Source organism: Nonomuraea rhodomycinica (assembly GCF_013363995.1).
Taxonomy (GTDB): Bacteria; Actinomycetota; Actinomycetes; order Streptosporangiales; family Streptosporangiaceae; genus Nonomuraea; species Nonomuraea rhodomycinica.
The window spans coordinates 272,547-296,684 of record NZ_JABWGO010000002.1; the positions used below are offsets into that span (position 1 = coordinate 272,547).

Here is a 24,138-nt window from a genome sequence, read left to right on the forward strand (position 1 = left end):
CTCAGAGTCTCAGAGGGATGGCCATGCCCGACCCGTTCCGCGCCCCGCTCCAGGACCTCGCCCCCTCTCCCGAGCCGCTCCCCTCGCGGGATCCCAACCCCTCTCGGGACCCCAACCCCTCTCGGGACTCCTACCTCGACCCGGGCGCGCCGCTCGCCGGCCGGGTGGCCGACCTGCTGGGCAGGCTCACCCTCGACGAGAAGCTCGGGCTGCTGCACCAGTACCAGGCGCCGGTCGGACGGCTCGGCGTCGGCCCGTTCCGCACCGGCACCGAGGCGCTGCACGGGCTCGCCTGGCTCGGCCCCGCCACCGTCTTCCCCCAGGCCGTCGGCCTCGCCTCCACCTGGGACCCCGAGCTGGTGCGCCGGGTCGGCGCGGCCACCGGCGACGAGGTGCTCGCCTTCCACCACAAGGACCCGGCCGGCGCCGGCCGCAACGTCTGGGCGCCGGTGGTCAACCCGCTGCGCGACCCCCGCTGGGGACGCAACGAGGAAGGCTACTCCGAGGACCCGTGGCTGACCGGCGTCATGGGCGAGGCGTACGCCCGCGGGCTTCGTGGGAGCGATCCCACAGTGTTGCGCACGGCCCCCACGCTCAAGCACTTCCTCGCCTACAACAACGAGACCGACCGCTGCACCACCTCCAGCAACCTGCCGCCGCGCGTCCTGCACGAGTACGAGCTGCCCGCCTTCCGGCCCGCCGTCGAGAGCGGCGCGGCCGTCGCCGTCATGCCCTCGTACAACCTGGTCAACGGCCGGCCCGCGCACCTCAGCCCGCTGATCGAGAGCGCGCTGCGCGCCTGGGCCCCCGGTGAGCTCCTCGTCGTCAGCGACGCCTACGCCCCCGCCAACCTGACCGGCGTCCAGGGCTACCACGACACCCTGCCGGAGGCGTACGCGCACGCCCTCAAGACCGGGCTCGACAGCTTCACCCAGGACGACGACCGGCCCGACGCCACGCTCGGCCACCTGCGCGAGGCGCTGCGGCTCGGGCTGCTCGCCGAGGCCGACGTGGACCGGGCCGTCCGGCACGTGCTGTCGATCCGGTTCCGGCTCGGGGAGTTCGACCCCGCCACGCCGTACGACGACGTCACCGAGGAGGTCGTCAACTGCCCCGCGCACCAGGACCTCGCCCGGGAGGCCGCGCGGCGCTCCGTCGTGCTGCTGGCCAACGACGGGCTGCTGCCGCTCGGCCCCGTCACCAAGGTCGCGGTCATCGGGCAGCTCGGCGACACGCTCATGGAGGACTGGTACAGCGGCACGCTGCCGTACTCCGTCACCGCCCGCGCGGGGCTGGCCGAGCGGTGCGCGACCGTGTTCTGCGAGGCCGTGGACCGGGTGACGCTCACCGCCGAGGCCGGTCCCGTGACGGCCGACCCGGCGGGCGGCCCGCTGAGCGCCGGCCCGCCGGACGCCGGCCCGCTCCGTGAGGGCCCATCCGTCCCACGCGGTGACGGCGCGGCGGGCTCCCCTGACCTGTTCGACCTCTTCGACTGGGGCGGCGGCGCCTACGCGCTGCGGGCCGCCGCCACCGGTCGCTTCGTGTCCGTGGACGACGGGGTGCTCGTCAACGACCAGCCCGGCCCGAACGGCTGGGAGGTGCGCCAGACGTTCCGCGTCGAGGAGCGGCCCCGCGGCCTGACCGTCCTGCGGCACATCTCCACCGGCTGCTACGTCGGCCGCGGCGACGACGGCGTCCTGCGTCTCGTGGACGACGCCGACCGGGCCGTCTGGCTGGCCATGGACGTCGTCAGGAGCGGCGCCGCGCGGGCGGCCGAGCTGGCCGCCGACGCGGACGTCGCCGTGGTCGTGGTCGGCGACCACCCGCTCGTCAACGGCCGCGAGACCGAGGACCGCACGAGCCTGGCCCTGGCCCCCGCCCAGGACGCGGTCGTGGCCGCCGTGCTCGCCGCCAACCCGCGTACCGTCATGGTGATCACCAGCGGCTACCCCCTCACCTGGAGCACCCCGGACGTGCCCGCCGTCCTCTGGTCGGCGCACGGCGGCCAGGAGTACGGCCACGCGCTGGCCGAGGTGCTGTTCGGCGACGCCGACCCCGAGGGGCGGCTCACCCAGACGTGGTACCGCTCGGCCCAGGAGCTGCCCGACCTGCTCGACTACGACATCATCACCGCCGACGCCACGTACCTGTACTTCCGCGGCACGCCGCTCTTCCCGTTCGGGCACGGGCTCAGCTACACCACGTTCGACTTCGCCGGGCTGCGCGTCGGGCTCGCGGACGGGGTGGTGACGGCCGAGGTCACGGTCACCAACACCGGCGCCCGCGAGGGTGTCGAGGTCGTCCAGTTCTACACGCGCCAGCGGCGCTCCCGCGTCAAGCAGCCGCTGCGCCGGCTGCGCGGCTTCGAGAAGGTGCGGCTCGCGCCCGGCCAGAGCCGCGTCGTCACGCTCCGGCTGCCGGTGGAGGAGCTGGCGTTCTGGGACGTGACGCGCGGCAGGTTCGTCGTGGAGAGCGCGCCGCACCAGCTCATGGTCGGCCGCAGCGCCGCCGACCTGCGGCTGTGCGCCCGCTTCGACGTGCCCGGCGAGACGATCCCGCCGCGCGCCGGGCCGCTGCGGGCCATGGACCACGACGAGTACGACGCGGTCGCGTTCGTGGACGCCGACCCGGTGGCGGGCGAGGCCGTCCGGTCGGAGGCCGAGGGCGCGTGGATCGCGTTCCGGCAGGTGGACCTGTCGGGCGTCGGCTCGTGCGCGGTCACGGCCGGCTCGGCCGACGGCGGGATGATCACCCTGCGGCTCGGCGACCCGCTCCACGGCGAGGTCCTGGCCGCCTTCCCCGTGCCCCGCACCGGCCGCCACGCCCTGCAGACCCTCACGCGGGACGTCACCGGCCGGCTTGCGCGCGCCGGCGGGGTCCACGATGTTTATGTCGTGTTCGAGAACGACGGCGTCACGCTCGCCGACCTCACCTGGGGCGCCCCGACCTCCTCCACCGGGGGAGCGGGCGCTTGAGCGGGCGCGCGGTCACCATCGCCGAGGTCGCCCGCCACGCCGGCGTCGCGGTCAGCACGGTCTCGTACGTGCTCAGCGGCAAGCGGACGATCTCGGCCGACACCCGCAGGCGCGTGCTCGACAGCATCAGCGCGCTCGGCTACCACCCGCACGCCGGGGCCCGCTCGCTGGCCAGCAAGCGGTCCAACGTGATCGCCCTGGTGCTGCCCCTGCGGGCCGGCATGCACGTGCCGGTGCTCATGCGCTTCGCCACCGCCGTGGTGACCGCCGCGCGCCGCTTCGACCACGACGTGCTGCTGCTGACGGCCGACGAGGGCCCCGAGGGCATCCGGCGGGTGGCGGCCAGCGCGCTCGTGGACGCTCTCGTCCTCATGGACGTCGAACTGCACGACCGCCGCGTACCCCTGCTGCGCGAGCTCGCCGAGCCGAGCGTGCTCATCGGCTTCCCCGCCGAGCCCGCCGGCCTCACCTGCGTCGACCTGGACTTCGCCGCCGCCGGCGCGCGCTGCGTCGCCCACCTCGCCGAGCGCGGGCACCGGCAGGTCGCCCTGCTGGGCGCCCCGGCCGTGGTGTACGAGCGGGGGACCGGCTTCGCCCGCCGTACCCGGGAAGGCTTCACGGCGGCGGTCGCCGAGCACGGGCTGGAGGGGGTGGCGCTGCCGTGCGAGGAGACCTTCGACGAGGTCCACGCGACGGTCGCCGGCCTGCTCGCCGCCCGCCCGGCGCTGTCGGGCCTGGTCGTGCACAACGAGGCGGCCGTCAACCACGTCCTCGGCTCGCTGCGCCAGCTCGGCCGCCGGGTGCCGCGGGACGTCGCGGTGGTGGCCATCTGCCCGGACGACGTGGCCGAACGCGCGGGCCCGCCGCTCACGTCGGTGCTGATCCCGGCGGAGGAGGTGGGCCGGGAGGCGGTCCGGCTGGTGATGCGGAAGCTGGAGGGCCTGGACGTCCCGGACGCCACCTTGCTCACGCCCCACCTGGCCGTCCGCGCCAGCACGTAGAGACACGTGGAGAGGTCCGAGGGCCGCCGGCCTTGCTAGTCATAATATGACTAGTTAGAGTATGACTATGGCGCAACGTTCTCCCCTCGGGCTCATCGTGCTGGGGCTGCTCACCGAGGAGCCCATGCACGTCTACCGCATGCAGAAGCTCATCGAGCGGTACGGCAAGGACCGCGTGGTGAACGTCAGGCGCCGGGCGAGCCTCTACCAGGCCATCGACCGGCTCACCCGCCTCGGCCTGGTGGAGGTCCGGCAGCGGGAGAGCACCGACAACCACCCGGACCGCACCGTCTACGCCATCACCGACCTGGGCCGCGAGACCGCCGAGCGCTGGCTGCGCGAGATGCTGCGCACCACGGGCGGCGAGTTCCCCGAGTTCGTCGCGGCCGTCTCCGTGCTGGTCGGGCTGCCGCCGGACGCCGCGCGGGAGGAGCTGGAGACCCGCGCCCGCGCGCTGGCCGCGTCGCTGGCGGAGGTGGAGTCGACGCTGCGGTCCTCGGGCACGGCGCCCCGGCTGTTCCTGCTGGAGGAGGAGTACCGCCGCGCCGTGCTCACCGCCGAGCTGGAGTGGGTCCGCGGCGTGGTCGAGGACCTGCGGCAGGGCCGGCTGACCTGGGACGAACCCTGGCGGCGCGCGATCGCCGCCGCCCACGAACCACCGGAGGAAGAGACATGAGCGAGGAGCTGTACCACGAGGTGACGGGATCGGGCCCGTTACTGCTGCTGATCGCCGGCGGCACCGACGACGCCAGGGACTTCACCGGGATGATCCCGCTGCTGTCCGGCGACCACACGGTGGTCGCCTACGACTGCCGCGGCGTCTCCCGCAGCCGGTTCGCCGGCCCGCCCGCGGACGTGTCGATGGAGACGCAGGTGGAGGACGCCCGCCGGGTCCTGGAAGCCGCCGGCGGCGGACCGGCGCACGTCTTCGGCACCAGCAGCGGCGGCCTGACCGCCCTCGCCCTGGCCGCCGGCCATCCCGACCTGGTGCGTACGGTCGTCACCCACGAACCGCCCGCCGTCCGCCTGCTCCCCGCCGGCGATCCCCGCCGCGCGCTGGGCCGCGAGGTGGACGAGGCGTACCGGAGCGGCGGGGTGGAGGCGGCGATGAAGGTCTTCGCGGCCGGCGCCGGTCTCGACACGTGGGACCCCGACCCGCCCGGCGGGATCGCCGAGTCGCCGGAGGCGATGGCGCAGATGCAGGCCAAGCTCGCCCGGATGCACACCAACCTGGACTTCTTCTTCGGGCAGGCGGCGTCGGCGTACCTGGCGTACGAGCCGGTCGTGCCTCCCTCCACCCGGGTCGTGGTCGCGGTCGGCGAGCAGTCGCGCGGGCAGCTGGCCCACGACGCGGCCCTGGCGCTGGCCGCACGGCTGGGCGTCGAACCGCTCACGGTGCCGGGCGGGCACGCGGGCTTCGTCACCCACCCGACGGCCTTCGCCCGCCGGCTCCGCGACGTCCTGGACTGACCGGCCGACGCGCCGGTCCTCCCGCGGCTCCACCCCGCGCTCCACCCTTCGGAGGTGCCGTTCCACCCCGCCCGATCCCTACCGTCCAAGCCATGGACAAACGCTCTGGACCGTCGGGCCGGCTCTGGCTCGACGTGCTGCACCGGCTCCTGGACGCCAACGGGGGGAAGATGAACGGCAAGTTCCTGCTCGCGGTCGTGGTCGTGGCACTGCTGGTGGTCGCCGGCTTCGTGGCCTTCCGGCTTATCTTGGTGGACATGATTCTGTCCTTGCGGGACTCGCACTAGGCGATGCGGGAGGTATGGGGACGGGTCGTGCGGCTGCTGGCGGCCGACGACCCGGAGACCGGCCGCCTGGTCAGGCTGCTGATCACCCTGGTCCTCGCCTGGTCGCTCGCCACCACGTCGCCTGAGCGCGCACCCGCCCTGGTGTGGGCGGCGCTCGGCGCGTCGATGGCCTGCTGGCTCGCCTTCGTCGTGCTCGACGGCCGGTTCCCGCGCGTGGCCGTGGCCCTGCTCGCGGCCGGTTCGGTGATCGCGGCGCTGGTGTCGGGGTCGGGCGAGGCGGGGCCTCCGGTGTTCGTGTTCGCGATGCTGCTGCTGTTCGCGGCGCACGGGACGCCGGGCATGGGGGCGATCGTCGCGGTCACGGCGGCCGACATGGCGGCCATGGCCGCCGGCATGGTGTGGTGGGGGCAGCCGCGCTCGGCCATCGTGGTCCGCGGGGCGGTCGTGGTGTGCACGGTGCTGTTCGCGCTGCACCGGCGCCAGTACCGCCGGGCCCAGCAGGACCGGGCCAGGGCCATGGCGCTCGACGAGCGGGCCCGCATCGCCAGGGAGCTCCACGACGTGCTCGCGCACTCCCTCGGCGCGCTCGGCGTGCAGCTGGAGGTCGCCGAGGCGATGCTCACCGAGCGGGGCGACGTGGAGCAGGCCGTGGCGCGCATCCGCAGGTCGCGGGCTCTGGCCAGGGAAGGGCTGGTCGAGGCGCGCTCGGCGGTCGCGGCCTTGCGCGAGGACGTGCCGCCGCTGCCGGACGCGCTGAGCCTGATGGTCGCCGAGCACCGCAGGGACCATGACGTGGCCGCCGAGCTGCGCACCACGGGCACGCGGCGGCCGATCACCCCGGCGGCGGAGGTCTGCCTGCTGCGCACGGCGCGCGAGGCGCTCACCAACGCCGCCAGGCACGCTCCGGGCGAGCCGGTCACGGTCGAGATCGGCTACGGTGACGCCGGGGTGCGGCTGCTGGTGCGCAACCCGTACGCGACGGGAGGCGGGCCGGCGGAGATCCCGTCCGGGCACGGCCTGCAGGGCATGCGCGAGCGGCTGGCGCTCGCGGGCGGGACCCTGAGCGCCGGGCCGGTCGGCGGCTGCTGGCAGGTGCGGGCGGAGGTGCCGGAATGAGGGTCGTGGTCGTGGACGACCAGCAGCTCATGCGCGAGGGCCTGGTGGCGCTGCTCGACCTGGTCGACGGCGTGGAGGTGGCGGGCGACGCCGGCGACGGCGAGCAGGCCCTGCGCCTGGTGGCCGAGCTGCGTCCGGACGTCGTGCTCATGGACCTGCGCATGCCCGTCATGGACGGCGTCGAGGCCACCCGGCGCATCGCCCGCGACCATCCGGACGTGGCGGTCGTGGTGCTGACGACCTACGACGACGACCGGTCCGTGGACTCGGCCCTGCTGGCCGGAGCCTGCGGCTACCTCACCAAGGACGCCGGGCGCGCCGAGATCGCCGCCGCCCTGCGCTCGGCCGCCGCCGGTCAGTCGACGTTCTCGGCCGCGGTGTCGCGCCGGCTGGTCGAGGCGCTGTCCCGGGCCGCCCCGCCGCCGGTCTCGGCCTGTCCCGACGGGCTGACGGTACGCGAGGTCGAGGTGCTGCGGCTGGTCGCCGGGGGGCTGAGCAACGCCGAGATCGGCTCGGCGCTCTTCATCGCGGAGACGACGGTCAAGACGCACATCAACAACGCCTTCGCCAAGATCGGCGTCCGCAACCGCACCGAGGCCGCCGCCTACGCCCGCGACAAGCTGCTCTGAGCCGGCCGCCCCGACCGCTTCTCGTGATCACGTAAAAGGACGCGGTGCGCACGTCGCGTGACTCTCATCATGGTGCACGTCCACCAGTCGGACATCGCACCCATCACAGAGGAGAGGTCATGCGATTCGAAAAAGGAGGGCTCGCGGCCGCCGCGACGGCCTTCGCCGGCGTCGTCTGCTCGTTAGCCGCGATCACCGCACCGGCCGCCGCGCGGACCGCGGTTCCCGTTCCCACCCTGGCTCCCGCCCCCGCGGCGGCCCCCGGACCGGCGCCGGCGACCTTCGCCGCGCCCGTCGCCGCCGGCTACGCCAACGTCAACGGCACCCTGCCCACCGGGTCGTGGACCCCGCTCGCCGCCGGCGACGTCTACACCAGCGCGGGACAGGGCGTCTCCGCCATGCGATCCGGACAGGGCCTCTACGCGGTGCAGTTCCCCGGCCTCGGCACCGGCGCCAGCCCTGGGGCGGTGGTGCCCGGCGTCGTCCACGCCCACTCCACCCTGTCCGGGCTCACCGCCTGCGTGCCCTCGGGCGCGCCGTCGAACCTGCTCAGCGGAGTGTTGTGGCTGACCGTCAAGTGCTTCGACGGTACGGGCAAACTCGCCGACCCGTTCTCGTTCACCGTCACGTACACGCGCGGCGGCACCGAGACCGGCCGGCTCGGCACCGTACGCCTGTCCCAGGACGACGTCACCCAGCTCGCCACCACGCCGACCGCCACGGTCACGCCCGCCGAGCAGTTCAGCGCCGGCACGGCGATCACGGTCAAGCGGGACCCGCTGCCGAACGCGAACCCCGGGTTCTTCAACTTCGCGATCCCGCGCGACACCGGCGCCCGGCCGCACGTCGTCGACGTCAGCGCCGCGGGCGGCACCCCGGGCGTGCTCTGCAACGTCACCGGCGCGGCCCCCGACCCGCAGGACGACAAGGTCGAGAAGGTGCGGGTCGCGTGCCACAACAGCAACGGCACCGCGGTGGACACCCCGCTGAACCTCTCGTACGCCGAGGAGGTCGGCACCCTCGGCAAGGGCGGCGCCCTCTCGTACGCCTACCTGACCCCGCCCCCGTTCAGCGCGGGTGACGGCGCCGACACACCGGTGGCCGTCCCGGCCGCGCAGCAGCGCGACGTGTTCAGGGGCGTGTCCGGGCGCGTGACCTTCGAGAAGCTCGCCAAGGGGCACTTCCAGGTCTTCCTGGAGAACCAGAACCTCCAGCGCGGCCGCCTCGGCGCCGTGTCGGTGGTCCCGCTGGGCAACGGCTCGGCGAACAAGGTGTGCGGCGTGGCCGACGACGTCGACGCGACCGACCCGCTGACCGGCGTGCCGGCGCGGAAGGTCCGGTTCGTCTGCGGCGACCGCGTCACCGGGACGCTGTGGGACCACGCGAACTTCCAGCTCGGATACACCGCACGGCAGCAGTGACACGACGACCGGCCCGGCACCGGCCGGACCGGCCGGACCCGACACCGGCCGGACCCGCCGGACCCGACACCGGCCGGACCCGCCGGACCCGGCACCGGCGATCGGCGGGCGACGGTCCGCCCGCCGGCGCTACCGTCTCGTCAGGTACAGCGCGAGCTGGATGCGGTCGCGCAGGCCCAGCTTGCGCAGGACGCTGGAGACGTGGTTCCGCACCGTGCCCTCGGAGATGACCAGCCGCGTGGCGATCTCCCGGTTGCTGGCGCCGGCGGCCACCATCCGGGCCACGTCGAGCTCCCGCGCCGACAGCGACTCCGCCTCGCGGACGCCACCGGTCCCGTACGGCACGGGCGTGCGGCGCACATGGGCGACCAGCCGGGCGGCGGCGGGACTCCCCAGCACGGTCTCGCCGCGGCTCGTCCGGCGGATGGCCTCGACCACGTCGTCGGGCGAGCAGTCCTTGAGCAGGTACCCGACGGCGCCGCCGCGCAGGGCGCCGAAGATGTACGCGTCCTCGTCGAAGGTGGTGAGCACGATCGCCGCCACCGACGGGTGCTCGGCCGACAGGCGCGTGATCAGCTCGACCCCGTCCATGCGCGGCATCCGGGCGTCCACGAGCGCCACGTCGGGACGCGTCACGGGCACCTGCGCCAGGGCGGCCACCCCGTCGGCGGCCTCGCCGACGACCTCGATGCCCTCCTCGACCTCCAGCATCTTGCGCAGCCCCCGCCGCATCAGCTCCTGGTCGTCCACCAGCAGGACGCGGATCATGCCGGCAGCTCCGCGCGCAGCTCGAAGCCCCTGGCCGCGTTGCCGCTGGACAGCGTGCCGCCGAGGGCCTCGACCCGCTCGGCCAGCGAGCTCAGCCCGAATCCCCGGCCCTGGCCGTGGCCCTTGCCGTCGTCGGCGACCACGAGCACCACCTTTCCCTTCTCGAACGCCAGCGAGCCGCGCACGAACCGGGCCCCGGCATGGCGGAGCGCGTTGGTGAGCCCTTCCTGCAACACGCGGTACAGGACCAGTTCGGTGTCGGGCCCGAGCAGGCGTTCGGTGCCCGTCACGTCGAAGCTGACCGCGACCCCGGTGCCGCTGAAGGAGTCGGCGAGCCGTTCGAGCGCGGCGCTCCCGAGGTGCCCGTCGAGCGCGAGGGGCCGCAGGGCGCGCACCCAACGGCGGGCGTCGGCGAGCGCCGCCGCCGTGAGCTCCTTGGCCTGGCGCACCTCGTCCCAGGCGGCTTCAGGACGGCGGTCGCGGAAGCGCTCGGCGTTCTCCAGGCCCATCTTGATGACGGTGAGGTGATGGCCGATCGAGTCGTGCATCTCGGCGGCCATCCGCCCGCGCTCCTGGGCGACGGTCAGCTCCCTGACCCGCTCGGCGAGCTGCCGGGCCCTCAGGACGGACGCCACCATGCCCAGCACGAACGCGGCGAACACCACGAGGAACCCCACCTCCCTCAGCACATCGGCCATCGGCCTGCCCACGGCCAGGGGAATCGCGCTCATCAGCGCCGCCTGCCCCGCGAGGATGGCGGCGGCCATGCGCATGCCGAAGACGAACGCCACGTTGGCGATGGCGAGAAGCGTCAACGGGACGTGCGTGCCCGCCGACCCGGTGAGGCCGAGGGCGAAGGTGGCCACCAGGAACGCGGGGGAGGCGAGGCGGCGGCCACGGTGTCCGCGACTCCACGGCAGCACCAGCCACAGGCCGAGGACGAGCGCGATGTTGACGGCGAACAGGCCCCGGTAGGGCGCGTAGCCGGCGTCCAGCAGGTTGACGGCGACCACGGCCCCGAGCATCAGCCAGAAGATCAGGCTGAACAGGAGCGGACGATCCGGATCACGCAGACCGAGCGGGAGCGCACGATCCGGATCACGCAGCCGGGGCGGGAGCGGACGACCACGAAGCCACGGCGGGAGCGGACGACGATCGGGGTCACGCAACCACGACATGTGAGCGACCCTACGACTCCCCGGCCGCGTTGTGATCCTCCTCAGGCACCATGACGCCGGTCATGGCCGGATCCTTCTCAAGCCCGATGCGCCGGAAGACGGCGCGTTCCTACGGTTCGTGACATGAAACCGATCTGGTCCGTCGTCATCGTCGTGGTCACCATGTTCGTCCAGGTCCTGGCGGCCGCCATTCCGGTGTCCCTGCTCCTGGACCGCCACAGCCCGCTGCGCGAGCCGCTCGCGGCCGTCGGCATCACGCTCGCCTCGCTGCTGCTCGTCCATCTCGTCCGCCGCTACGTCGACCGGCGGCCGTGGGCGGCGCTGGGTTGGCACAAGCCGTCCCACATCATGATCGGTGTGGTCGCCGGCCTGGTGCCGGTGCTCGTCGCGAACGGGATCTCACTCGCCGTGGGCGCGGTGACCTGGGTGCCGGTGGACGGGTCCTTCCTGGCGTGGCTGCCGCTGGTCATGGTCGTCGTCCTGCTCAACCAGGCGTTCCCGGAGGAGCTGCTGTGGCGCGGGCACCTCGTCGACACCCTGCTGGTACGGCTGTCGCCCCGGGCGGTCCTGGTCATCTCCTCCACGGTCTTCGGGGCGCTGCACATCCTGTCCTCCAGCGACGCGGACACGGTCCTGGAGCGAGTGCTGCACATGGTCATGGCCGTGGCGCTCGGGTTCGCGTGCACGGCGGCCCGGTTGCGCGGGGGTGGCCTGTGGATGGCGGTCGGCGTGCACTGGGGCCTGCACATCGGCCTGCGGGTGCTGCCCATCCAGGCGGTCGACTACGGCGTGCAGGTCGTGCTCCAGACGGTCATGCTCGCTGTGGCGGGCGCCGTCCTGCTGAAGGGCCGGGGCCTGCTCTCGCCCACCCCGCGCACCCCGGAGCGGGCGGAGGTCTGACGGCGCGGCTGCGGCGGGGGTTCGGTGGGGTTCGGCGGGGTCCGGCAGAGGAGGCTTCGTCCTGCCGGCACCACCCGAAGCCTCCGGACCACCCCCGACTTTCGTCAGGGGGCAAGGACGCCGAAAGGAGGGTCCCAACCGCCCGCCCCACCCCCTACAGTCCAGGCCAGGACCAGCGTCAGAAGGGGGCGGGTGGTGGGCGGAGGACGCCGAGCTGCGAGCATGCGTAGCGTGCGTGACGCCTTCTTCGCCCGCTTCGAGCGGCACAGCGGCGTCGCTCTGTGGCTGCTGCTCGCCACCCCCGCCGTCGCCGGCGCCCTCCTCCTGCACGGCCGGGAAGCGCTCGTGTCGGCCGCCGGGGTGCCGCTGCTGGGCGTCGCCGTCGCCGTGCGCGAGCGGTGGCCGCTCGTGGCGCTGGCCGTGCCCGTCGCGCTCGGGCTGGCCCTGGACGTGGAACTGCTCGCCGTGCCGTACTGGCCCGCGCTCGCCGCCCTGGCGTGGCTGGCCGGCAGCCGGGCGGCGACCCGTCCGGCCCTGTGGTTCCACGCGGCGGTGGCGGTCGCGGGACTGCCCCTGTGCATGGTGCTGTCGCCCGACCACCTGTGGGGGTGGCCGTCGCTGCTGCTCGCCCTGCTGATCGTCGTGGTGCTGCCGTGGCAGCTGGGCCGCTACCGCCGCCGGTACGCCGCCCTCGCCCGCGCCGGGTGGCGGCTGGCCGACCGCATGGAACGCGAGCAGCGGATCATCGCCGACCGGGCCCGCATCCGCGAACGGGCGCGCATCGCGGGCGACATGCACGACTCGCTCGGCCACGACCTGACGCTCATGGCGATGCGGGCCGCCGCACTCCAGCTCGATCCCACGCTCGACCCCCGCCACCAGGCGGTGGTGGCCGAACTGAGGGAGGCAGCCGCCGAGGCGACCGAGCGGCTGCGCGACATCGTCGGCGTCCTCCGCACCGACGACGACGAGCCCCCGCCCGAGTCCTCCTTCACCTCGCCTGAGCCGCCCTTCACCTCGCCCGAACCCCCATCCGCCTCGCCGGAACCCCCATCCGCCTCGCCCGAACTCTCCTTCACCGGGCCCGAGCCGCCCTTCACCTCGCCCGAGCCCCCTTCCGCCACAGCCGCGCAACCGGGCGACCTGAATGGCCCTCGTTCACCGGTCGAAGGCGCCCGCGCCGTCGGCGGCCCTCTCCCGTCGGGGGAGCGGCGCCATGCCGACGATGGCCCTCTCCCGCTGGTCGAACGGGCCCGCGCCGCCGGGATGGCGGTGACCCTCGAACGCCTGGACGATCTCACCGGCATCCCCCCGATGACGGTCCTGGCCGTACGGCGCGTCGTGCAGGAGGGGCTGACCAACGCCGCCAAGCACGCCCCGGGCGCGCCGGTGCGCGTCCGTGTCGTCCGCGAGGCCGGCGCGCTGCGCGTGAGCGTCGCCAACGCTCCACCTGTCGCGCCCGCCGTGGACGCGATCTCGGGCGGCGCCGGGCTGGCGGGCCTGGACGAGCGGGTACGGCTGGCGGGCGGCACCCTGCGGGCGGGGCCCGTCCGGGGCGGCGGGTTCGAGGTGGTGGCCGAGTTGCCCACCCAGCCGAACGCGGCCGCCCGCCCACCCACCGACGCCGGCCTGAGCACCTCCGCCCGGGAACTGGCCCGAGCCGAGCGGGAGGTGCGCCGAGGGCTGACCCAGACCGTGCTCGTGCCGCTGGCCGTGCTGACCGGGATCCTGGTGCTGATGATCCCGGTCTGGGTGCTCAGCACGTCGCTGTCCGTCCTGCCGCGCGGCACGTACGACGGGCTCGCGGTGGGGGCTCCGCGCGCCGAGGTCGAGGCGCGGCTGCCCAGCTTCACCCGGGACGGCCCGCCCGACGGCGCCCCGCCCGCCCCGAACGGCCAGAGCTGCGTGTACTACACCGTGCGGGCGTTCGACGACGGCGCCTACCGGCTGTGCTTCGCGGACGGCCGGCTTGCTTCGAAGTCCGTGGTGGGGCCACAGAGATGAGCGCGCCCGCGGGCATCGCCGTCATCCCCTCGTCATGGGAGCTGGAAGCCCGCGTTGATGGAGCCGAGCGCCTGCCGAGGATCTCCCGACCCGTGCGGGGCTAGGGGGCCGGGCGCGTCTTCGCGGGCATCGCGAGAAGTTTCGCGCTCCGAGGGGAGCCGCTGCTCCTGCTGTCCCCAGGTCGGCTGGATGGTGTGCTTGTGAGGGGAGGCGATCCCGGAGCGTTCGCGGAAACTCGACGGCCCGCGTTGGTAGGGAAACCCCCGCAGCCTGCACAGGTGTTGAAGTGCTCCTGCCGGAGGCTGGGACCTGAGCCTGTTCAGCGCTGGGTGTTCTCGTAGTAGGCGCGGACTCGGGTGGCGAGGTGGTGTTCGTCGAGTTCGACGACGTCCAGGACGCGGTTGCCGTTGTCGCGCTGGTAGAGGAGGGCGTAACCGCTGGGGTTGGTCAGCAGCGCCACTTCAGTGAAGCTGAGGTCGGGGGCGAGGTCCAGACCGCGGGCGAAGTGGCGGCGCAGTTCCTGCTTGCCGTGCAGGCGGCCGTCCGGTCGTCCCCAGCGGGTGACCACGGTGGATGCACTGAAGTCCACGTCGTCGGCATAGCAGGCCATGATCGCGTCGAGGTCGTGGCTGTTCCATGCGGTGAGCCAGCGGTCGGCGTGAAGGCGGGCGTTCATGACACCAAGTGTGGCGAACTCGCCCGGCAGAGCGCGCGATGGGGCGTGGCGCATGCGACCGCCGAGTCGCGGAGACGTGACAAGTGCACCCAGGGAACGTGACGGGCCCGCCCCGGGAACGTGACGGGCGCGCCCAGGGAACGTGACGGGCGCGCCCCGGGAACGTGACGAGCCCGCCCCGGGAACATGACTGGCCCGCACCGGGACGTGACGAGCCCGCCCCGGGAACGCGACGGGCGCGCCCCTGAGGGGACGCGCCCGAACGTGCCGTGCGACGTGACGGCCTACCAGTCGCCGCCGCCGCCGAAGTCGCCACCGCCGAAGTCTCCGCCGCCGAAGTCGCCCCAGCCGCCGCCACCGCCGCCGCCGAAGTCGCCCCCACCGCCGCCGAAGTCTCCGCCGCCACCGCCGAAGTCGCCCCCGGCGTCGGAGTAGCCCTCGGCGTAGCCGGCGCCGTAGCCGCCCCAGCCGCCGTGGAACATGCTGCCCATCATGGTGCCGATGAACATGCCGGTCATGACGTCGCCGAAGCCGCCGTAGTAGCCGTAGGCGTACGGCTGGTAGGCGGGACCGGCGTCGTAGTAGGGCCGGCGCTCACCGTTGATCATGACCTCGCGGGTCTGCGGGTCGAAGCCGCGCTCGACGGCCTCCGCGTCGGCCGCACAGGCGGGCACGTCGCGCACCGCGCCGCCGGGCGGGGCCCAGCGCACGTCGCGCACCGACGGGCCGTGCTGCGGGTTGAAGAAGCAGGGCGCGCGCCGCTCGGGCACCGGCTGGTTGTTGACCTTCGCCTTCACGACGGCCAGCGCGTAGCGGCCGTCCTCCAGCGTCTGGGTGACCTCGCGCACCTGGTCGGCCCGCTGGATGGCGGCGAGCTGCGTCTTGGCCTTCTCGTAGGCGTCGAGCGCCTGCTGCCACTCCTGGATGTGCGAGCCGCCCTGGCCGGCCAGGGTGACGTCGGTGTCGAGTGCGGTGATCTCCTCACCGAACTTGGTGACGTCCTCCTCGACGGTCTGCTTGACCGCCGCCAGGTCCTTGGCGTCCTGGATGGCCTGCTTCTTCTTCTTGTTCTTGGAGTACAGGAAGTAGCCGCCACCGCCGACCAGCGCGATCGCGCCGAGGCCGACGAGCGCGCCGGTGCCGCCGCCGTCGCCGCCCACCGGGCCGGAGTCGAGCGCGGCCCGCTTGCCCTCGGCCATGAGGTTGACCCGGGAGACGAACTCGTCGATGCCCGCGGCCAGGTCCTCCTTGTGGTTGCGGACGGCCAGCTTGGAGAGCTGGTCGGTCATGCCGGGACGGCCGAAGTTGGACATGGCGTACAGCGAGGTGCCGTCGAGGACGGCCACGGTCACCTGGCCGCCGCCCTTGGCCTGCACCGTGGCCTTGCCGAGCCCGCTGACGTAGCTCTTCGGGTCGGTCACCGTGCCGTCGGGCAGCGCGGCGACGTAGACGTTGCTCTTGGAGTCCTTCAGCGTGTCGCGGATGGCCGACTGCTGGTCCGAGGTGAGCGGCGAGCCCGGCTCCACGTACAGGCGGTCCTTCTTGTCCTTCCAGTAGGACACGATGGACTGGGCGTCGGGCGGCGCCGTGGCCGCCGTGGCGGCGGGGGACAGCGCGAGGACGACGAGTAGACCGGCGAACAGAGCCGCGGTCGCGGCCCCGGCTCGGCGCAGCGAATGGGTCATGGGCAGCATGCCTCCTTCGTCCTTGAGGACGAACGGGCGGTCGGCGAAGTTCCTCACTGTGGCACGTTACTCGTTTCGTATGAGGTGGGTGCGGCGGGTGACGGCCCCCTGAGGGGCCGCCGGAGTCGGGTGTCCCGGTGTCCTACCCGGTGTCCCGCGGGGCAGGCGTCCTCGGTCTGGTGGATCGTCCCCGGTCGCGTGTCCTTGGTCGGGCGGACGGTCTGCGGCGCCGGGTGCCACGATGCGCGATCTCGCGGGCGGTCCCCGGAGGAGTCCCCCGATCTGCCGGACGGCATCCGGCCGTGGAAGCCGTCCGGCCGTCTCGCGGACGGCATCCGGCCGTGGAAGCCGTCCGGCCGTCTCGCGGACGGGTCCCGGTCAGGCGTCCTTGATCTCGCAGATTGTGGCGCCCGAGGTGACGGTCTGGCCCACGGCCGCGCTGAGCCCGGTGATCGTGCCGGACTTGTGGGCGGCCAGCGGCTGCTCCATCTTCATGGCCTCCAGCACCACCACGGTGTCGCCCTCGGACACCGTGTCGCCGTCGCTCGCCACGACCTTGACGATCGTGCCCTGCATCGGGCTGACGAGGGCGTCGCCGCCCGCGGCCGTCTTCTGCGCGCCGCCACCGCCCCGCCTGGGCCGCCTGCCCGCCGCCGGGGCGGGCGCGGCGCCGGCCGTCGCGCCGAGGCCGGCCGGCAGCACGACCTCCAGGCGCTTGCCGCCGACCTCGACGGTCACGCTCTCGCGGGCGGCGGGCTCGGCCGCGGCCTGCTCGCCGTCGTACGGCGGGATCGTGTTGTCGAACTCGGTCTCGATCCACCGCGTGTGGACGGAGAACGGCTCGGCGGTGAAGGCCGGGTCGGACACGATCGCCCGGTGGAACGGCAGCACGGTCGGCATGCCGCCGATCTCGAACTCGGCCAGCGCACGGCGGCTGCGCTCCAGCGCCTCCCGCCGGGTGCGCCCGGTGACGACGAGCTTGGCGATGAGCGAGTCGAACGTGCCCGGCACGGTCATGCCGGCCTCGTAGCCGGAGTCGAGCCGCACGCCCGGCCCGGCCGGGGGGCGCAGCTCGGTCAGCGTGCCCGGCGCGGGCAGGAAGTTGCGCCCGGCGTCCTCGGCGTTGATGCGGAACTCGATCGAGTGGCCGCGCAGCGCCGGGTCGTCGTAGCCGAGCGGCTCGCCGTCGGCGATGCGGAACATCTCGCGCACCAGGTCGATGCCCGACACCTCCTCGGTGACCGGGTGCTCGACCTGGAGCCGGGTGTTGACCTCCAGGAAGGAGATCGTGCCGTCCTGGCCGACGAGGAACTCGCAGGTGCCGGCGCCGACGTAGCCGGCCTCACGCAGGATGGCCTTCGAGCTGGCGTAGAGGGTCTCCAGCTGCTCGTCGGTCAGGAACGGCGCGGGCGCCTCCTCCACGAGCTTCTGGTGGCGGCGCTGCAGGGAGCAGTCGCGGGTGCTGACGACGACCACGCCGCCGTGCCGGTCCGCCAGGCACTGGGTCTCGACGTGGCGGGGACGGTCGAGGTAGCGCTCGACGAAGCACTCGCCGCGGCCGAAGGCGGCCACGGCCTCGCGCACCGCCGACTCGTACAGCTCGGCGACCTCCTCGATGCGGCGGGCCACCTTGATGCCGCGCCCGCCGCCGCCGTACGCGGCCTTGACGGCGATCGGCAGGCCGTGCTCCTCGGCGAACGCGACGACCTCGTCGGCGCCGGAGACGGGGTCCTTGGTGCCGGCGACCAGCGGCGCGCCGACCTTCTGGGCGATGTGCCGGGCGCGCACCTTGTCGCCGAGCGCGGCGATGGCGGCGGGCGGCGGGCCGATCCAGACCAGGCCGGCGTCGATCACGGCCTGCGCGAAGTCGGCGTTCTCGGACAGGAAGCCGTAGCCGGGGTGGACGGCGTCGGCGCCGGAGCGGCGGGCGACGTCCAGCAGCTTGGCGATGTCGAGGTAGGTCTCGGCGGGGGACTGGCCGCCCAGCGCGTACGCCTCGTCGGCCGTCCTGACGTGCAGGGCGTCGAGGTCCTGGTCGGCGTAGACGGCGACGCTGGCGATGCCGGCGTCCTTGCAGGCGCGGGCGACGCGCACGGCGATCTCGCCCCGGTTGGCGATGAGAACCTTCTGCACCGACGTTCGTCCTTCCTCGACGGGCACTCAACGGAGTCTAGGTGCCGGCCTTCGCCTTCCCCCGGGTGCCCCGGTCCACGCGGGAGAAGCCGAATGATCCTCTGGACGACCATAGCCGCTCGGCATAACTGGGGCGATGGGCCCCCGCCACGAGCCTATGGTGAGTGCGCTATCACGACGATCCAGGAGGTATGCATGGGCCAGAGCCTGCTCGGTGGCGACCCCGCGGAAATGCAGTCGATGGCGACGCAGTTCACCCAGCAGTCGGAGGCGGTGCGCACCACGATGACCGCCCTCGACCGCGAGGCGTCGAAGGTCGGCACCGCCTGGACCGGCCCCGGGGCCGAGCGCTTCCAGGGCGCATGGCAGAACTACCGGACCGCGTTCCAGCGGATGACCGAGGAGCTGCAGGAGGCCGCCCGGGTCATCAACACCTACCGCGGCAACATCGAGTCCGCGACCCGCTGAGCACCTCCCCGGAGCCCCGGCGCCCGCCCGCCGGGGCTCCGTCACGCCGCACGTCCGCGAACGGGCCGGACCGCGCGCGAACGGGCGACGACGTCGTGCCGTTGAATCCGGCAAGCTACGCTTTTCCGCCATGATGGGTCGCGTCGTTCTGGCAAGCCTGCTGGCCCTGCAACCTGTGCTCGCCCCCGTGGCCGCGCGTCCGGCGCAGGCCGTGACGGCGCCCCAGGAGTGCGACCCCGAGAAGGGCACGGTCAAGCTCTCCGCCCAGGAGCCGTGGGCGCAGAAACGGCTGGACATCAAGAACGCCTGGCGCCTCACCAGGGGCGCCGGCGTGACCGTGGCCATCATCGACAGCGGCACCGACTACCGGCACCCGCAGCTGCGCGTCTCCAAGTTCATCGACATCACCCACACCGGCTATCGCGACTGCGTGGGACACGGCACGGCCATCGCGGGCATCGTGGGCGGCAGGTACGTCACGGGGGTGCCCTTCCACGGCGTCGCGCCCGAGGCCCGGATCGTCTCCATCAAGCAGAGCAACAGCAAGGACGGCGACGTCCGCGACCTCGCCACGGGCATCAGGCAGGCGATCGACGCCAAGGCCGACGTCATCAACGTGTCCATCAAGGCCTCGGACCACCCCGACCTCCGGGCGGCTGTCCAGGAGGCGCTGGCCCACGACATCGTGATCGTGGCCGCGGCCGGGAACATCGACAAGGACGACGGGGTCTCCGAGCCCGCGTACCCGGCCTCCTACGAGGGCGTGCTGTCGGTCGGCTCGGCCGCCCCGGACGGGCGGCGCGCCGACTCCTCCAGCACCGCGACGCCGGTCAGCGTCCTCGCGCCGGGGGTGAACATCACCGCGCCGTGGCCCGGCGGCGGGTACCAGGTGAACCTGGAGGGCACGAGCTTCGCGACGCCGTTCGTGACGGGCGTGGTCGCGCTGGTGCGCTCGCGCTTCCCCAAGCTCGACCAGCAGCAGGTACGGCAGCGCATCGTCGCGACCGCCGACGGCACCGTCGGCAAGGCCACCGGTACCGGGATGGTCAACCCGACGCTGGCCGTGACGGCGGTCCTGCCATACCAGCCGGCGAACGCGCCCGTGGTGGCGCTGCCCGCGGCGTCCCCGCTGCCCGCCGGCGCCATAACGAAGGTGCCGCCACCCGATCACAAAACCGTCAACGTGGCGCTGGGCGTCATGGGCGGCGCGATGGCACTGGCGGGCATCGTCGCTGCTGGGACACGGGTGCTGCCGATGGGCAGGCGCCGCCGGTGGCGCGCGGGCCGTCCGTCGTGAACATGTCCTGACCGTGAACTGTCAGGTGACCGCCCGAAACTCCTGATACAAAAGTGGCGACTTTGGTTGAATATGCCTGAGTTCATGCTTTGACCTGAAGGGACCACAATGCACCCTCTGCGGCCGGGGGATCCTGAGCGGTTGGGCGTGTACGCGATTTTCGGACGGCTCGATGAAGGGGCGCGCGGCGCCGCCTTCCTCGGCCGTGAGGCCGACGACGCGCCCACGCGAGTCATCAAGTTATTGCCGGCCGTTCCGGGCGCCGGCCCCGAGCACGCCGAGCGTCTCACCGGCGTCCAGCGCATCTCCAGCGTCTACGTGGCCCGCACGATCGAGGCGGGCATGCACGGCGAGCAGCCGTACGTCGTCCGTGAGCACATCGAGGGCCGCAGCCTCGCCGAGACCGTGGCCGCGGACGGCCCGCTCGACGGCGACACCCTGGAGCGCGTCGCGGTCGGCGTGCTGACCGCGCTGACCGCGATCCATCTGGCCGGGGTCACGCACCGCGGCCTGACCCCGCACAACGTCATCCTCGGCCCCGACGGGCCGCGCGTCACCGACATCGACCTCGGCGAGGCCGTCGGCGAGGTCGGCTACCGCTCGCCGGAGCAGATCGGCGGCCTGCGCTACGGCCCCTACGCCGACGTCTTCGCCTGGGGCGCCGTGATCGCCTTCGCGGCGACCGGCCACGCGCCGTTCGGCCAGGACGAGCAGGCGGTGCTGAACGCCGAGCCCGAGGTCGGCACGCTCGCCGACCCGATGCGCCGCGTCGTCCTGTCGGCCCTGTCCAAGGACGTCGCGCAGCGCCCCACCACGTACACCGCGCTGCTCCAGCTCCTCGGCGACAAGGGCGCGATCGGCACCGCGGACGGCTCCGTCCCCGGCGGGCCGGTTCCCGGCGGCGTCATCGCGCCGGTCCCGGTCCCGACGCAGTCCACCGAGCACCTTCACCAGCCGTCGCAGGAGATGACCGAGTACCTGCCCCCGCTGGAGGGCGTGCCGGTCCCGAACCCGCAGCCCGCGTGGGGCCCGCCGCCGGTGCCCCAGCCCGCCAACGGCTGGGAGGGCCCCAACGGGCCCAACGGCCCGCACGGCCCGCACGGCCCTCAGGGTCCGAACGGGCCGGTCTACCAGATGTCCGCCGGCGGCCAGCAGCAGGGCGGCTCCCCGCGCCGGTCGTTCCCGGTGGGGCTGGTCGCCGCTGTCAGCGCCGCGGTGGTGCTCTCGGCCGTGGGCCTGTGGGGCGCCGGCCGGTACGCGGACACGCAGACCCTCACGCCGGTCGCCGCGCAGGGCACGACCACCCCGAGCGGCGGCGTGGCCGCGATCGGCGGCTCGGGCGGCGACGCCCCGGTGGGCCAGCAGCCGGCCCAGCCGGGCCAGCCCGCTCCCGAGCAGTCGCAGCCGGAGCTGACGGTGCCCTGGGCGGCCTCCGCCAGCCCGGACCCGACGGAGGTGGCGCCGATCGTGCTGCCGACCGAGTGGCCGACGACGCAGGGGCCGACGCCGCCGGAGTTCAGCACGGTGCCGACCCCGGCCGCGATCCCCACCGAGCCGGTGGTGACGCAGCCGACCGCGCAGCCGACCGTCCCGGTCCAGCCGACGGCGACCACTCCGGCGCAGCAGCCCACGGAGACGCCGGCGGAGCGGCACACCCGCAAGCCGACCAAGAAGCCGGGCGAGGACCCGTCGCCGGCCCCGACCGAGACGAAGGCGCCGGAGCCGACTCCGACCCCGACGCAGGAGCCCTCGAAGGAGCCGACGCCGACGCAGGAGCCCACGCGGGAGCCGTCCAAGGAGCCGGAGCCCTCGAAGGAGCCCACGCGGGAGCCGACCAGGCAGCCGGACCCGACGCCGACCAGGACGACCGAGGCGCCGAAGCCGACGCCGACGAAGACCACGCAGTCTCCGAAGCCGACGCCGACGCCGACGAAGACGACCCAGTCCCCGAAGCCGACGCCGACGCCCACCAGGACGACCCAGTCCCCGAAGCCGACGCCGACGCCCACCAAGACGACCGAGGCGCCGCGGACCAACCCGTACAGCCCGACCCAGGTGTGCGGATCCGGTTACGGTGTCCAGCGGTCCAGCTCGTTCGCGGGCGGCGCGACGTACCAGCTCTACAACAACAGCACCGGCCAGAACTGTGTGGTCACGCTCAAGACCACGGACATCGGCAAGGAGACCGCCGTCAGCGCCACCCTGGACGTGCAGGGCGGCGGCAGCAAGACCGACAGCGGCAACTACAAGTACTACGCCGGCCCGGTCTATCTGCCGGCCAAGGGCAAGTGCGTGAAGTACTCCGGCAGCACCGGTGGCGGCAGCACCAGCAGCGACTGGGGCAACTGCGGCTGACCCCCGGCAGGACCTGACACGGCGGCGGCCGGGAGGACGATCCTCCCGGCCGCCGTTTCGGGTCCGTGGCAGGGCTCAGTAGTCGTCCTGGCGGCGCCTGCGCACGTCGTCCATGCGCTCGCCCATCTCACGGCGGAAGGAGTCCTGCATCTCGTCCAGGTCGCGCCTGAACGTGCCCAGCACGGAGGGGTCGGGAGCGGCGGGGGAGAAGGGCATCAGCTCGCGTGCCCGGCGCTCGTGGTCCTCCTGGGCGGCGCGCACGGCCTCGACCACGTGCTGTCCGAGCTCGTCGGGGTCGAGGCGCATGGCCCGGTTGCTGATCCGCACCTCGATCGGCCGGCTCTCGGCGTCCACCCGGGCCGTGACCGTTCCGGCTCGGCTCTCGCCCATGCCGGTCAGCCGGCTCAGCTCCTGCATGGCCTGCTCCAGCTCGCGCATCGTGCGCTCGCTGTCCCGGAGGATCCGGTCGAGGTCGCCGAGGCGGGGGTCCGTGGAATCCATGCGTTCACGCCACCGGCGGCAGGTGAACGGATGCTGATCGACGCCTGACGGGCCGACCAACTGATCATTAAAGCTGTCCGGATCACGATTCGCGCCCCGGCAAATCCTGCAAAATCCGTACATGTGAGCACATTGGCAGCCGCGCCCGCGCAGGAGATTCACGTCACGTCCCACACGATCGCGCACGTCCGCGACCGGTGCGACGACGAGCTGAAGGAGTGGCTCGTCCACCTCCGGCACGTCGTCGCCACGCTGACCATCGGCCCGCCCGGCTTCGGCGTCGTGGGCGACCAGGTCATCGGAGGGACCTACGACGCCATCTGCCGCGAGGCCGACGGCCTGCTCGGCGACGCCCAGAAGGCGGTCGAGAGCTGGGTGCGGACGCTCGACCAGTGCCGGCGCAACTGGCGGGCCGCCGAGGACCACAGCATCGTGAAGTACCGCTGACATGGGACCCTTCGCCAGCTCCGCGTACGGCCCGCTGCCCATTCTCGGACCGTACAGCCCGTACCCGCAGCCCCCGCCCCCCGAGCCGCTCGGACCCAAGGTGCTGCCGCAGGTCAAGCGGCTCGGCAAGATGTCGCTCTGGCTGGTGCCGGCGGGCGTCATCGCCAGCATGGCCATCGCCAACGAGCCGGCCATGGCGCAGGCCGCCTCCAACTGGAAGTACGGCGTGGCGGCCCGCCTCGACGACGGCATCAAGCAGCTCCTGCCGCAGATCACCCGAGCCTCGCAGAACGGCTGGATAGCGGCGGACCAGCAGGAGTTCGAACGCGTGGTGGCGCTCTTCAGCCGGGAGATCGGCGCGCTGCGCGGCGCCCTGGGTGAGATCGCGGGAGTGCTGGACGAGGTCGCCGCCGGCTACCGGAGCTACTGGGTGCGGCTCGCCGTGCTCGCCTCCCTCACGGTCAGCCTGCTGCTCTTCGCCAAGAGGCTCAAGGCGTTCCCGCACACCAAGTTCTGGGGCGGCATGCTGGAGGCGGCCATCGCGGCCGGGGCCAACGGCAGCGTGGCCGCCATGACGCTGATCCTCGGCTCCTCCCTGCAGGGCGCGCTGGACAACGTCATGACCATGGTCCGCAGGCAGCACCAGTTCGGCTACGTGCTGCCGAGCGGCGCGGCGGCCGTGGACTTCACCCAGGCCACCATCGACGTGAGCCGCTACCCGTCGTTCCGCGCGCCGGCCAAGCCGGGCGAGCTGCCGCCCGGCTACAACCAGTTCGACTGGGTCGAGCCCCTGCAGAAGAAGGCCGAGCCGCGGACGCCCTGACGGT

Annotated in this window: 22 protein-coding genes; 15 read left to right on the forward strand and 7 right to left on the reverse strand. The window is 73.4% G+C overall.

Going from position 1 to position 24,138, the window contains the following annotated elements; all coding sequences use genetic code 11:
- Nucleotides 1-17 precede the first annotated feature (17 nt).
- From HT134_RS12370 to HT134_RS12405, 8 genes are all read left to right on the forward strand, one after another.
- Nucleotides 18-2,975 (forward strand): glycoside hydrolase family 3 C-terminal domain-containing protein, encoded by a 2,958-nt coding sequence (locus tag HT134_RS12370; protein ID WP_376768086.1) that lies wholly within the window; start codon nucleotides 18-20, stop codon nucleotides 2,973-2,975.
- Nucleotides 2,972-3,976, forward strand: a complete 1,005-nt coding sequence (locus tag HT134_RS12375; RefSeq protein WP_175600508.1) for a LacI family DNA-binding transcriptional regulator — start codon at nucleotides 2,972-2,974, stop codon at nucleotides 3,974-3,976. Before HT134_RS12370 ends, HT134_RS12375 begins: the two co-directional genes overlap by 4 nt.
- A 67-nt stretch (nucleotides 3,977-4,043) precedes the next feature.
- The gene (locus tag HT134_RS12380) at nucleotides 4,044-4,652 is read left to right on the forward strand and encodes a PadR family transcriptional regulator (protein ID WP_175600509.1); all 609 of its coding nucleotides are present in this window, start codon (nucleotides 4,044-4,046) and stop codon (nucleotides 4,650-4,652) included.
- Nucleotides 4,649-5,446, forward strand: a complete 798-nt coding sequence (locus HT134_RS12385; protein ID WP_175600510.1) for an alpha/beta fold hydrolase — start codon at nucleotides 4,649-4,651, stop codon at nucleotides 5,444-5,446. The genes HT134_RS12380 and HT134_RS12385 overlap by 4 nt, the downstream gene beginning before the upstream one ends.
- A 92-nt stretch (nucleotides 5,447-5,538) precedes the next feature.
- Nucleotides 5,539-5,733 carry a hypothetical protein gene (locus HT134_RS12390; RefSeq protein ID WP_175600511.1) on the forward strand — a complete coding sequence of 65 codons (195 nt, stop codon included), beginning with the start codon at nucleotides 5,539-5,541 and terminating at the stop codon, nucleotides 5,731-5,733.
- A gap of 3 nt (nucleotides 5,734-5,736) precedes the next feature.
- A complete protein-coding gene (locus HT134_RS12395; RefSeq protein WP_175600512.1) occupies nucleotides 5,737-6,849 on the forward strand; it encodes a sensor histidine kinase in 1,113 nt (370 codons plus the stop codon).
- Complete coding sequence (locus HT134_RS12400) at nucleotides 6,846-7,478, forward strand: response regulator (RefSeq protein WP_175600513.1); 633 nt, start codon at nucleotides 6,846-6,848, stop codon at nucleotides 7,476-7,478. Before HT134_RS12395 ends, HT134_RS12400 begins: the two co-directional genes overlap by 4 nt.
- 119 nt (nucleotides 7,479-7,597) lie before the next feature.
- Complete coding sequence (locus HT134_RS12405; protein WP_175600514.1) at nucleotides 7,598-8,899, forward strand: hypothetical protein; 1,302 nt, start codon at nucleotides 7,598-7,600, stop codon at nucleotides 8,897-8,899.
- Between the two features lie 129 nt (nucleotides 8,900-9,028).
- On the opposite strand, the gene HT134_RS12410 is transcribed toward HT134_RS12405, so the two are convergent.
- From HT134_RS12410 to HT134_RS46870, 3 genes are read right to left on the reverse strand one after another with little or no spacing between them, the layout of a single operon-like run.
- A complete protein-coding gene (locus HT134_RS12410; RefSeq protein ID WP_175600515.1) occupies nucleotides 9,029-9,667 on the reverse strand; it encodes a response regulator in 639 nt (212 codons plus the stop codon).
- The gene (locus tag HT134_RS12415; RefSeq protein WP_175600516.1) at nucleotides 9,664-10,692 is read right to left on the reverse strand and encodes a sensor histidine kinase; all 1,029 of its coding nucleotides are present in this window, start codon (nucleotides 10,690-10,692) and stop codon (nucleotides 9,664-9,666) included. The genes HT134_RS12410 and HT134_RS12415 overlap by 4 nt, the downstream gene beginning before the upstream one ends.
- A gap of 11 nt (nucleotides 10,693-10,703) precedes the next feature.
- Nucleotides 10,704-10,832 (reverse strand): hypothetical protein, encoded by a 129-nt coding sequence (locus tag HT134_RS46870; RefSeq protein ID WP_281387481.1) that lies wholly within the window; start codon nucleotides 10,830-10,832, stop codon nucleotides 10,704-10,706.
- Nucleotides 10,833-10,968: 136 nt separating this feature from the next.
- Between HT134_RS46870 and HT134_RS12420 the strand changes: the two genes are divergently transcribed.
- The gene (locus HT134_RS12420) at nucleotides 10,969-11,745 is read left to right on the forward strand and encodes a CPBP family intramembrane glutamic endopeptidase (RefSeq protein WP_175600517.1); all 777 of its coding nucleotides are present in this window, start codon (nucleotides 10,969-10,971) and stop codon (nucleotides 11,743-11,745) included.
- A 231-nt stretch (nucleotides 11,746-11,976) separates the two neighbouring features.
- The gene (locus HT134_RS44665) at nucleotides 11,977-13,749 is read left to right on the forward strand and encodes a histidine kinase (protein ID WP_217707793.1); all 1,773 of its coding nucleotides are present in this window, start codon (nucleotides 11,977-11,979) and stop codon (nucleotides 13,747-13,749) included.
- Nucleotides 13,750-14,068: 319 nt separating this feature from the next.
- Here the strand turns inward: HT134_RS44665 and HT134_RS12430 are convergent, their stop codons facing one another.
- The 3 genes from HT134_RS12430 to HT134_RS12440 form a co-directional block, all read right to left on the reverse strand.
- On the reverse strand, nucleotides 14,069-14,425 hold the full coding sequence (locus HT134_RS12430; RefSeq protein WP_175600518.1) for a nuclear transport factor 2 family protein: 357 nt from the start codon (nucleotides 14,423-14,425) through the stop codon (nucleotides 14,069-14,071).
- 284 nt (nucleotides 14,426-14,709) lie between these two features.
- Nucleotides 14,710-16,167 (reverse strand): hypothetical protein, encoded by a 1,458-nt coding sequence (locus HT134_RS12435; protein WP_312888094.1) that lies wholly within the window; start codon nucleotides 16,165-16,167, stop codon nucleotides 14,710-14,712.
- Nucleotides 16,168-16,488: 321 nt separating this feature from the next.
- Nucleotides 16,489-18,243 carry an acetyl/propionyl/methylcrotonyl-CoA carboxylase subunit alpha gene (locus tag HT134_RS12440; RefSeq protein WP_175600519.1) on the reverse strand — a complete coding sequence of 585 codons (1,755 nt, stop codon included), beginning with the start codon at nucleotides 18,241-18,243 and terminating at the stop codon, nucleotides 16,489-16,491.
- Nucleotides 18,244-18,438: 195 nt separating this feature from the next.
- On the opposite strand from HT134_RS12440, the gene HT134_RS12445 reads away from it, so the two are divergent.
- The 3 genes from HT134_RS12445 (at nucleotide 18,439) to HT134_RS46875 (ending at nucleotide 22,363) form a co-directional block, all read left to right on the forward strand.
- Nucleotides 18,439-18,711 carry a WXG100 family type VII secretion target gene (locus tag HT134_RS12445; protein WP_175587694.1) on the forward strand — a complete coding sequence of 91 codons (273 nt, stop codon included), beginning with the start codon at nucleotides 18,439-18,441 and terminating at the stop codon, nucleotides 18,709-18,711.
- Nucleotides 18,712-18,841: 130 nt separating this feature from the next.
- A complete protein-coding gene (locus HT134_RS12450) occupies nucleotides 18,842-20,008 on the forward strand; it encodes a S8 family serine peptidase (protein WP_175600520.1) in 1,167 nt (388 codons plus the stop codon).
- Nucleotides 20,009-20,155: 147 nt separating this feature from the next.
- On the forward strand, nucleotides 20,156-22,363 hold the full coding sequence (locus tag HT134_RS46875) for a serine/threonine protein kinase (protein ID WP_175600521.1): 2,208 nt from the start codon (nucleotides 20,156-20,158) through the stop codon (nucleotides 22,361-22,363).
- Nucleotides 22,364-22,438: 75 nt separating this feature from the next.
- On the opposite strand, the gene HT134_RS12460 is transcribed toward HT134_RS46875, so the two are convergent.
- Nucleotides 22,439-22,864 (reverse strand): YbaB/EbfC family nucleoid-associated protein, encoded by a 426-nt coding sequence (locus HT134_RS12460; RefSeq protein WP_175600522.1) that lies wholly within the window; start codon nucleotides 22,862-22,864, stop codon nucleotides 22,439-22,441.
- A gap of 123 nt (nucleotides 22,865-22,987) precedes the next feature.
- Between HT134_RS12460 and HT134_RS12465 the strand changes: the two genes are divergently transcribed.
- Nucleotides 22,988-23,311, forward strand: coding sequence for a hypothetical protein (locus HT134_RS12465; protein ID WP_175600523.1), 324 nt, complete (start codon nucleotides 22,988-22,990; stop codon nucleotides 23,309-23,311).
- A 1-nt stretch (nucleotide 23,312) separates the two neighbouring features.
- On the forward strand, nucleotides 23,313-24,134 hold the full coding sequence (locus HT134_RS12470) for a WXG100 family type VII secretion target (RefSeq protein WP_175600524.1): 822 nt from the start codon (nucleotides 23,313-23,315) through the stop codon (nucleotides 24,132-24,134).
- Nucleotides 24,135-24,138 lie beyond the last annotated feature (4 nt).

Coding starts and splice junctions, on each gene's coding strand:
- HT134_RS12370 (WP_376768086.1), top strand. CDS start 18: ATGGCCATGCCCGACCCGTTCCGCGCCCCGCTCCAGGACCTCGCCCCC.
- HT134_RS12380 (WP_175600509.1), top strand. CDS start 4,044: ATGGCGCAACGTTCTCCCCTCGGGCTCATCGTGCTGGGGCTGCTCACC.
- HT134_RS12385 (WP_175600510.1), top strand. CDS start 4,649: ATGAGCGAGGAGCTGTACCACGAGGTGACGGGATCGGGCCCGTTACTG.
- HT134_RS12390 (WP_175600511.1), top strand. CDS start 5,539: ATGGACAAACGCTCTGGACCGTCGGGCCGGCTCTGGCTCGACGTGCTG.
- HT134_RS12395 (WP_175600512.1), top strand. CDS start 5,737: ATGCGGGAGGTATGGGGACGGGTCGTGCGGCTGCTGGCGGCCGACGAC.
- HT134_RS12400 (WP_175600513.1), top strand. CDS start 6,846: ATGAGGGTCGTGGTCGTGGACGACCAGCAGCTCATGCGCGAGGGCCTG.
- HT134_RS12405 (WP_175600514.1), top strand. CDS start 7,598: ATGCGATTCGAAAAAGGAGGGCTCGCGGCCGCCGCGACGGCCTTCGCC.
- HT134_RS12410 (WP_175600515.1), bottom strand. CDS start 9,667: ATGATCCGCGTCCTGCTGGTGGACGACCAGGAGCTGATGCGGCGGGGG.
- HT134_RS12415 (WP_175600516.1), bottom strand. CDS start 10,692: ATGCTCGGGGCCGTGGTCGCCGTCAACCTGCTGGACGCCGGCTACGCG.
- HT134_RS12420 (WP_175600517.1), top strand. CDS start 10,969: ATGAAACCGATCTGGTCCGTCGTCATCGTCGTGGTCACCATGTTCGTC.
- HT134_RS12430 (WP_175600518.1), bottom strand. CDS start 14,425: ATGAACGCCCGCCTTCACGCCGACCGCTGGCTCACCGCATGGAACAGC.
- HT134_RS12445 (WP_175587694.1), top strand. CDS start 18,439: ATGGGCCAGAGCCTGCTCGGTGGCGACCCCGCGGAAATGCAGTCGATG.
- HT134_RS12450 (WP_175600520.1), top strand. CDS start 18,842: ATGATGGGTCGCGTCGTTCTGGCAAGCCTGCTGGCCCTGCAACCTGTG.
- HT134_RS12460 (WP_175600522.1), bottom strand. CDS start 22,864: ATGGATTCCACGGACCCCCGCCTCGGCGACCTCGACCGGATCCTCCGG.
- HT134_RS12470 (WP_175600524.1), top strand. CDS start 23,313: ATGGGACCCTTCGCCAGCTCCGCGTACGGCCCGCTGCCCATTCTCGGA.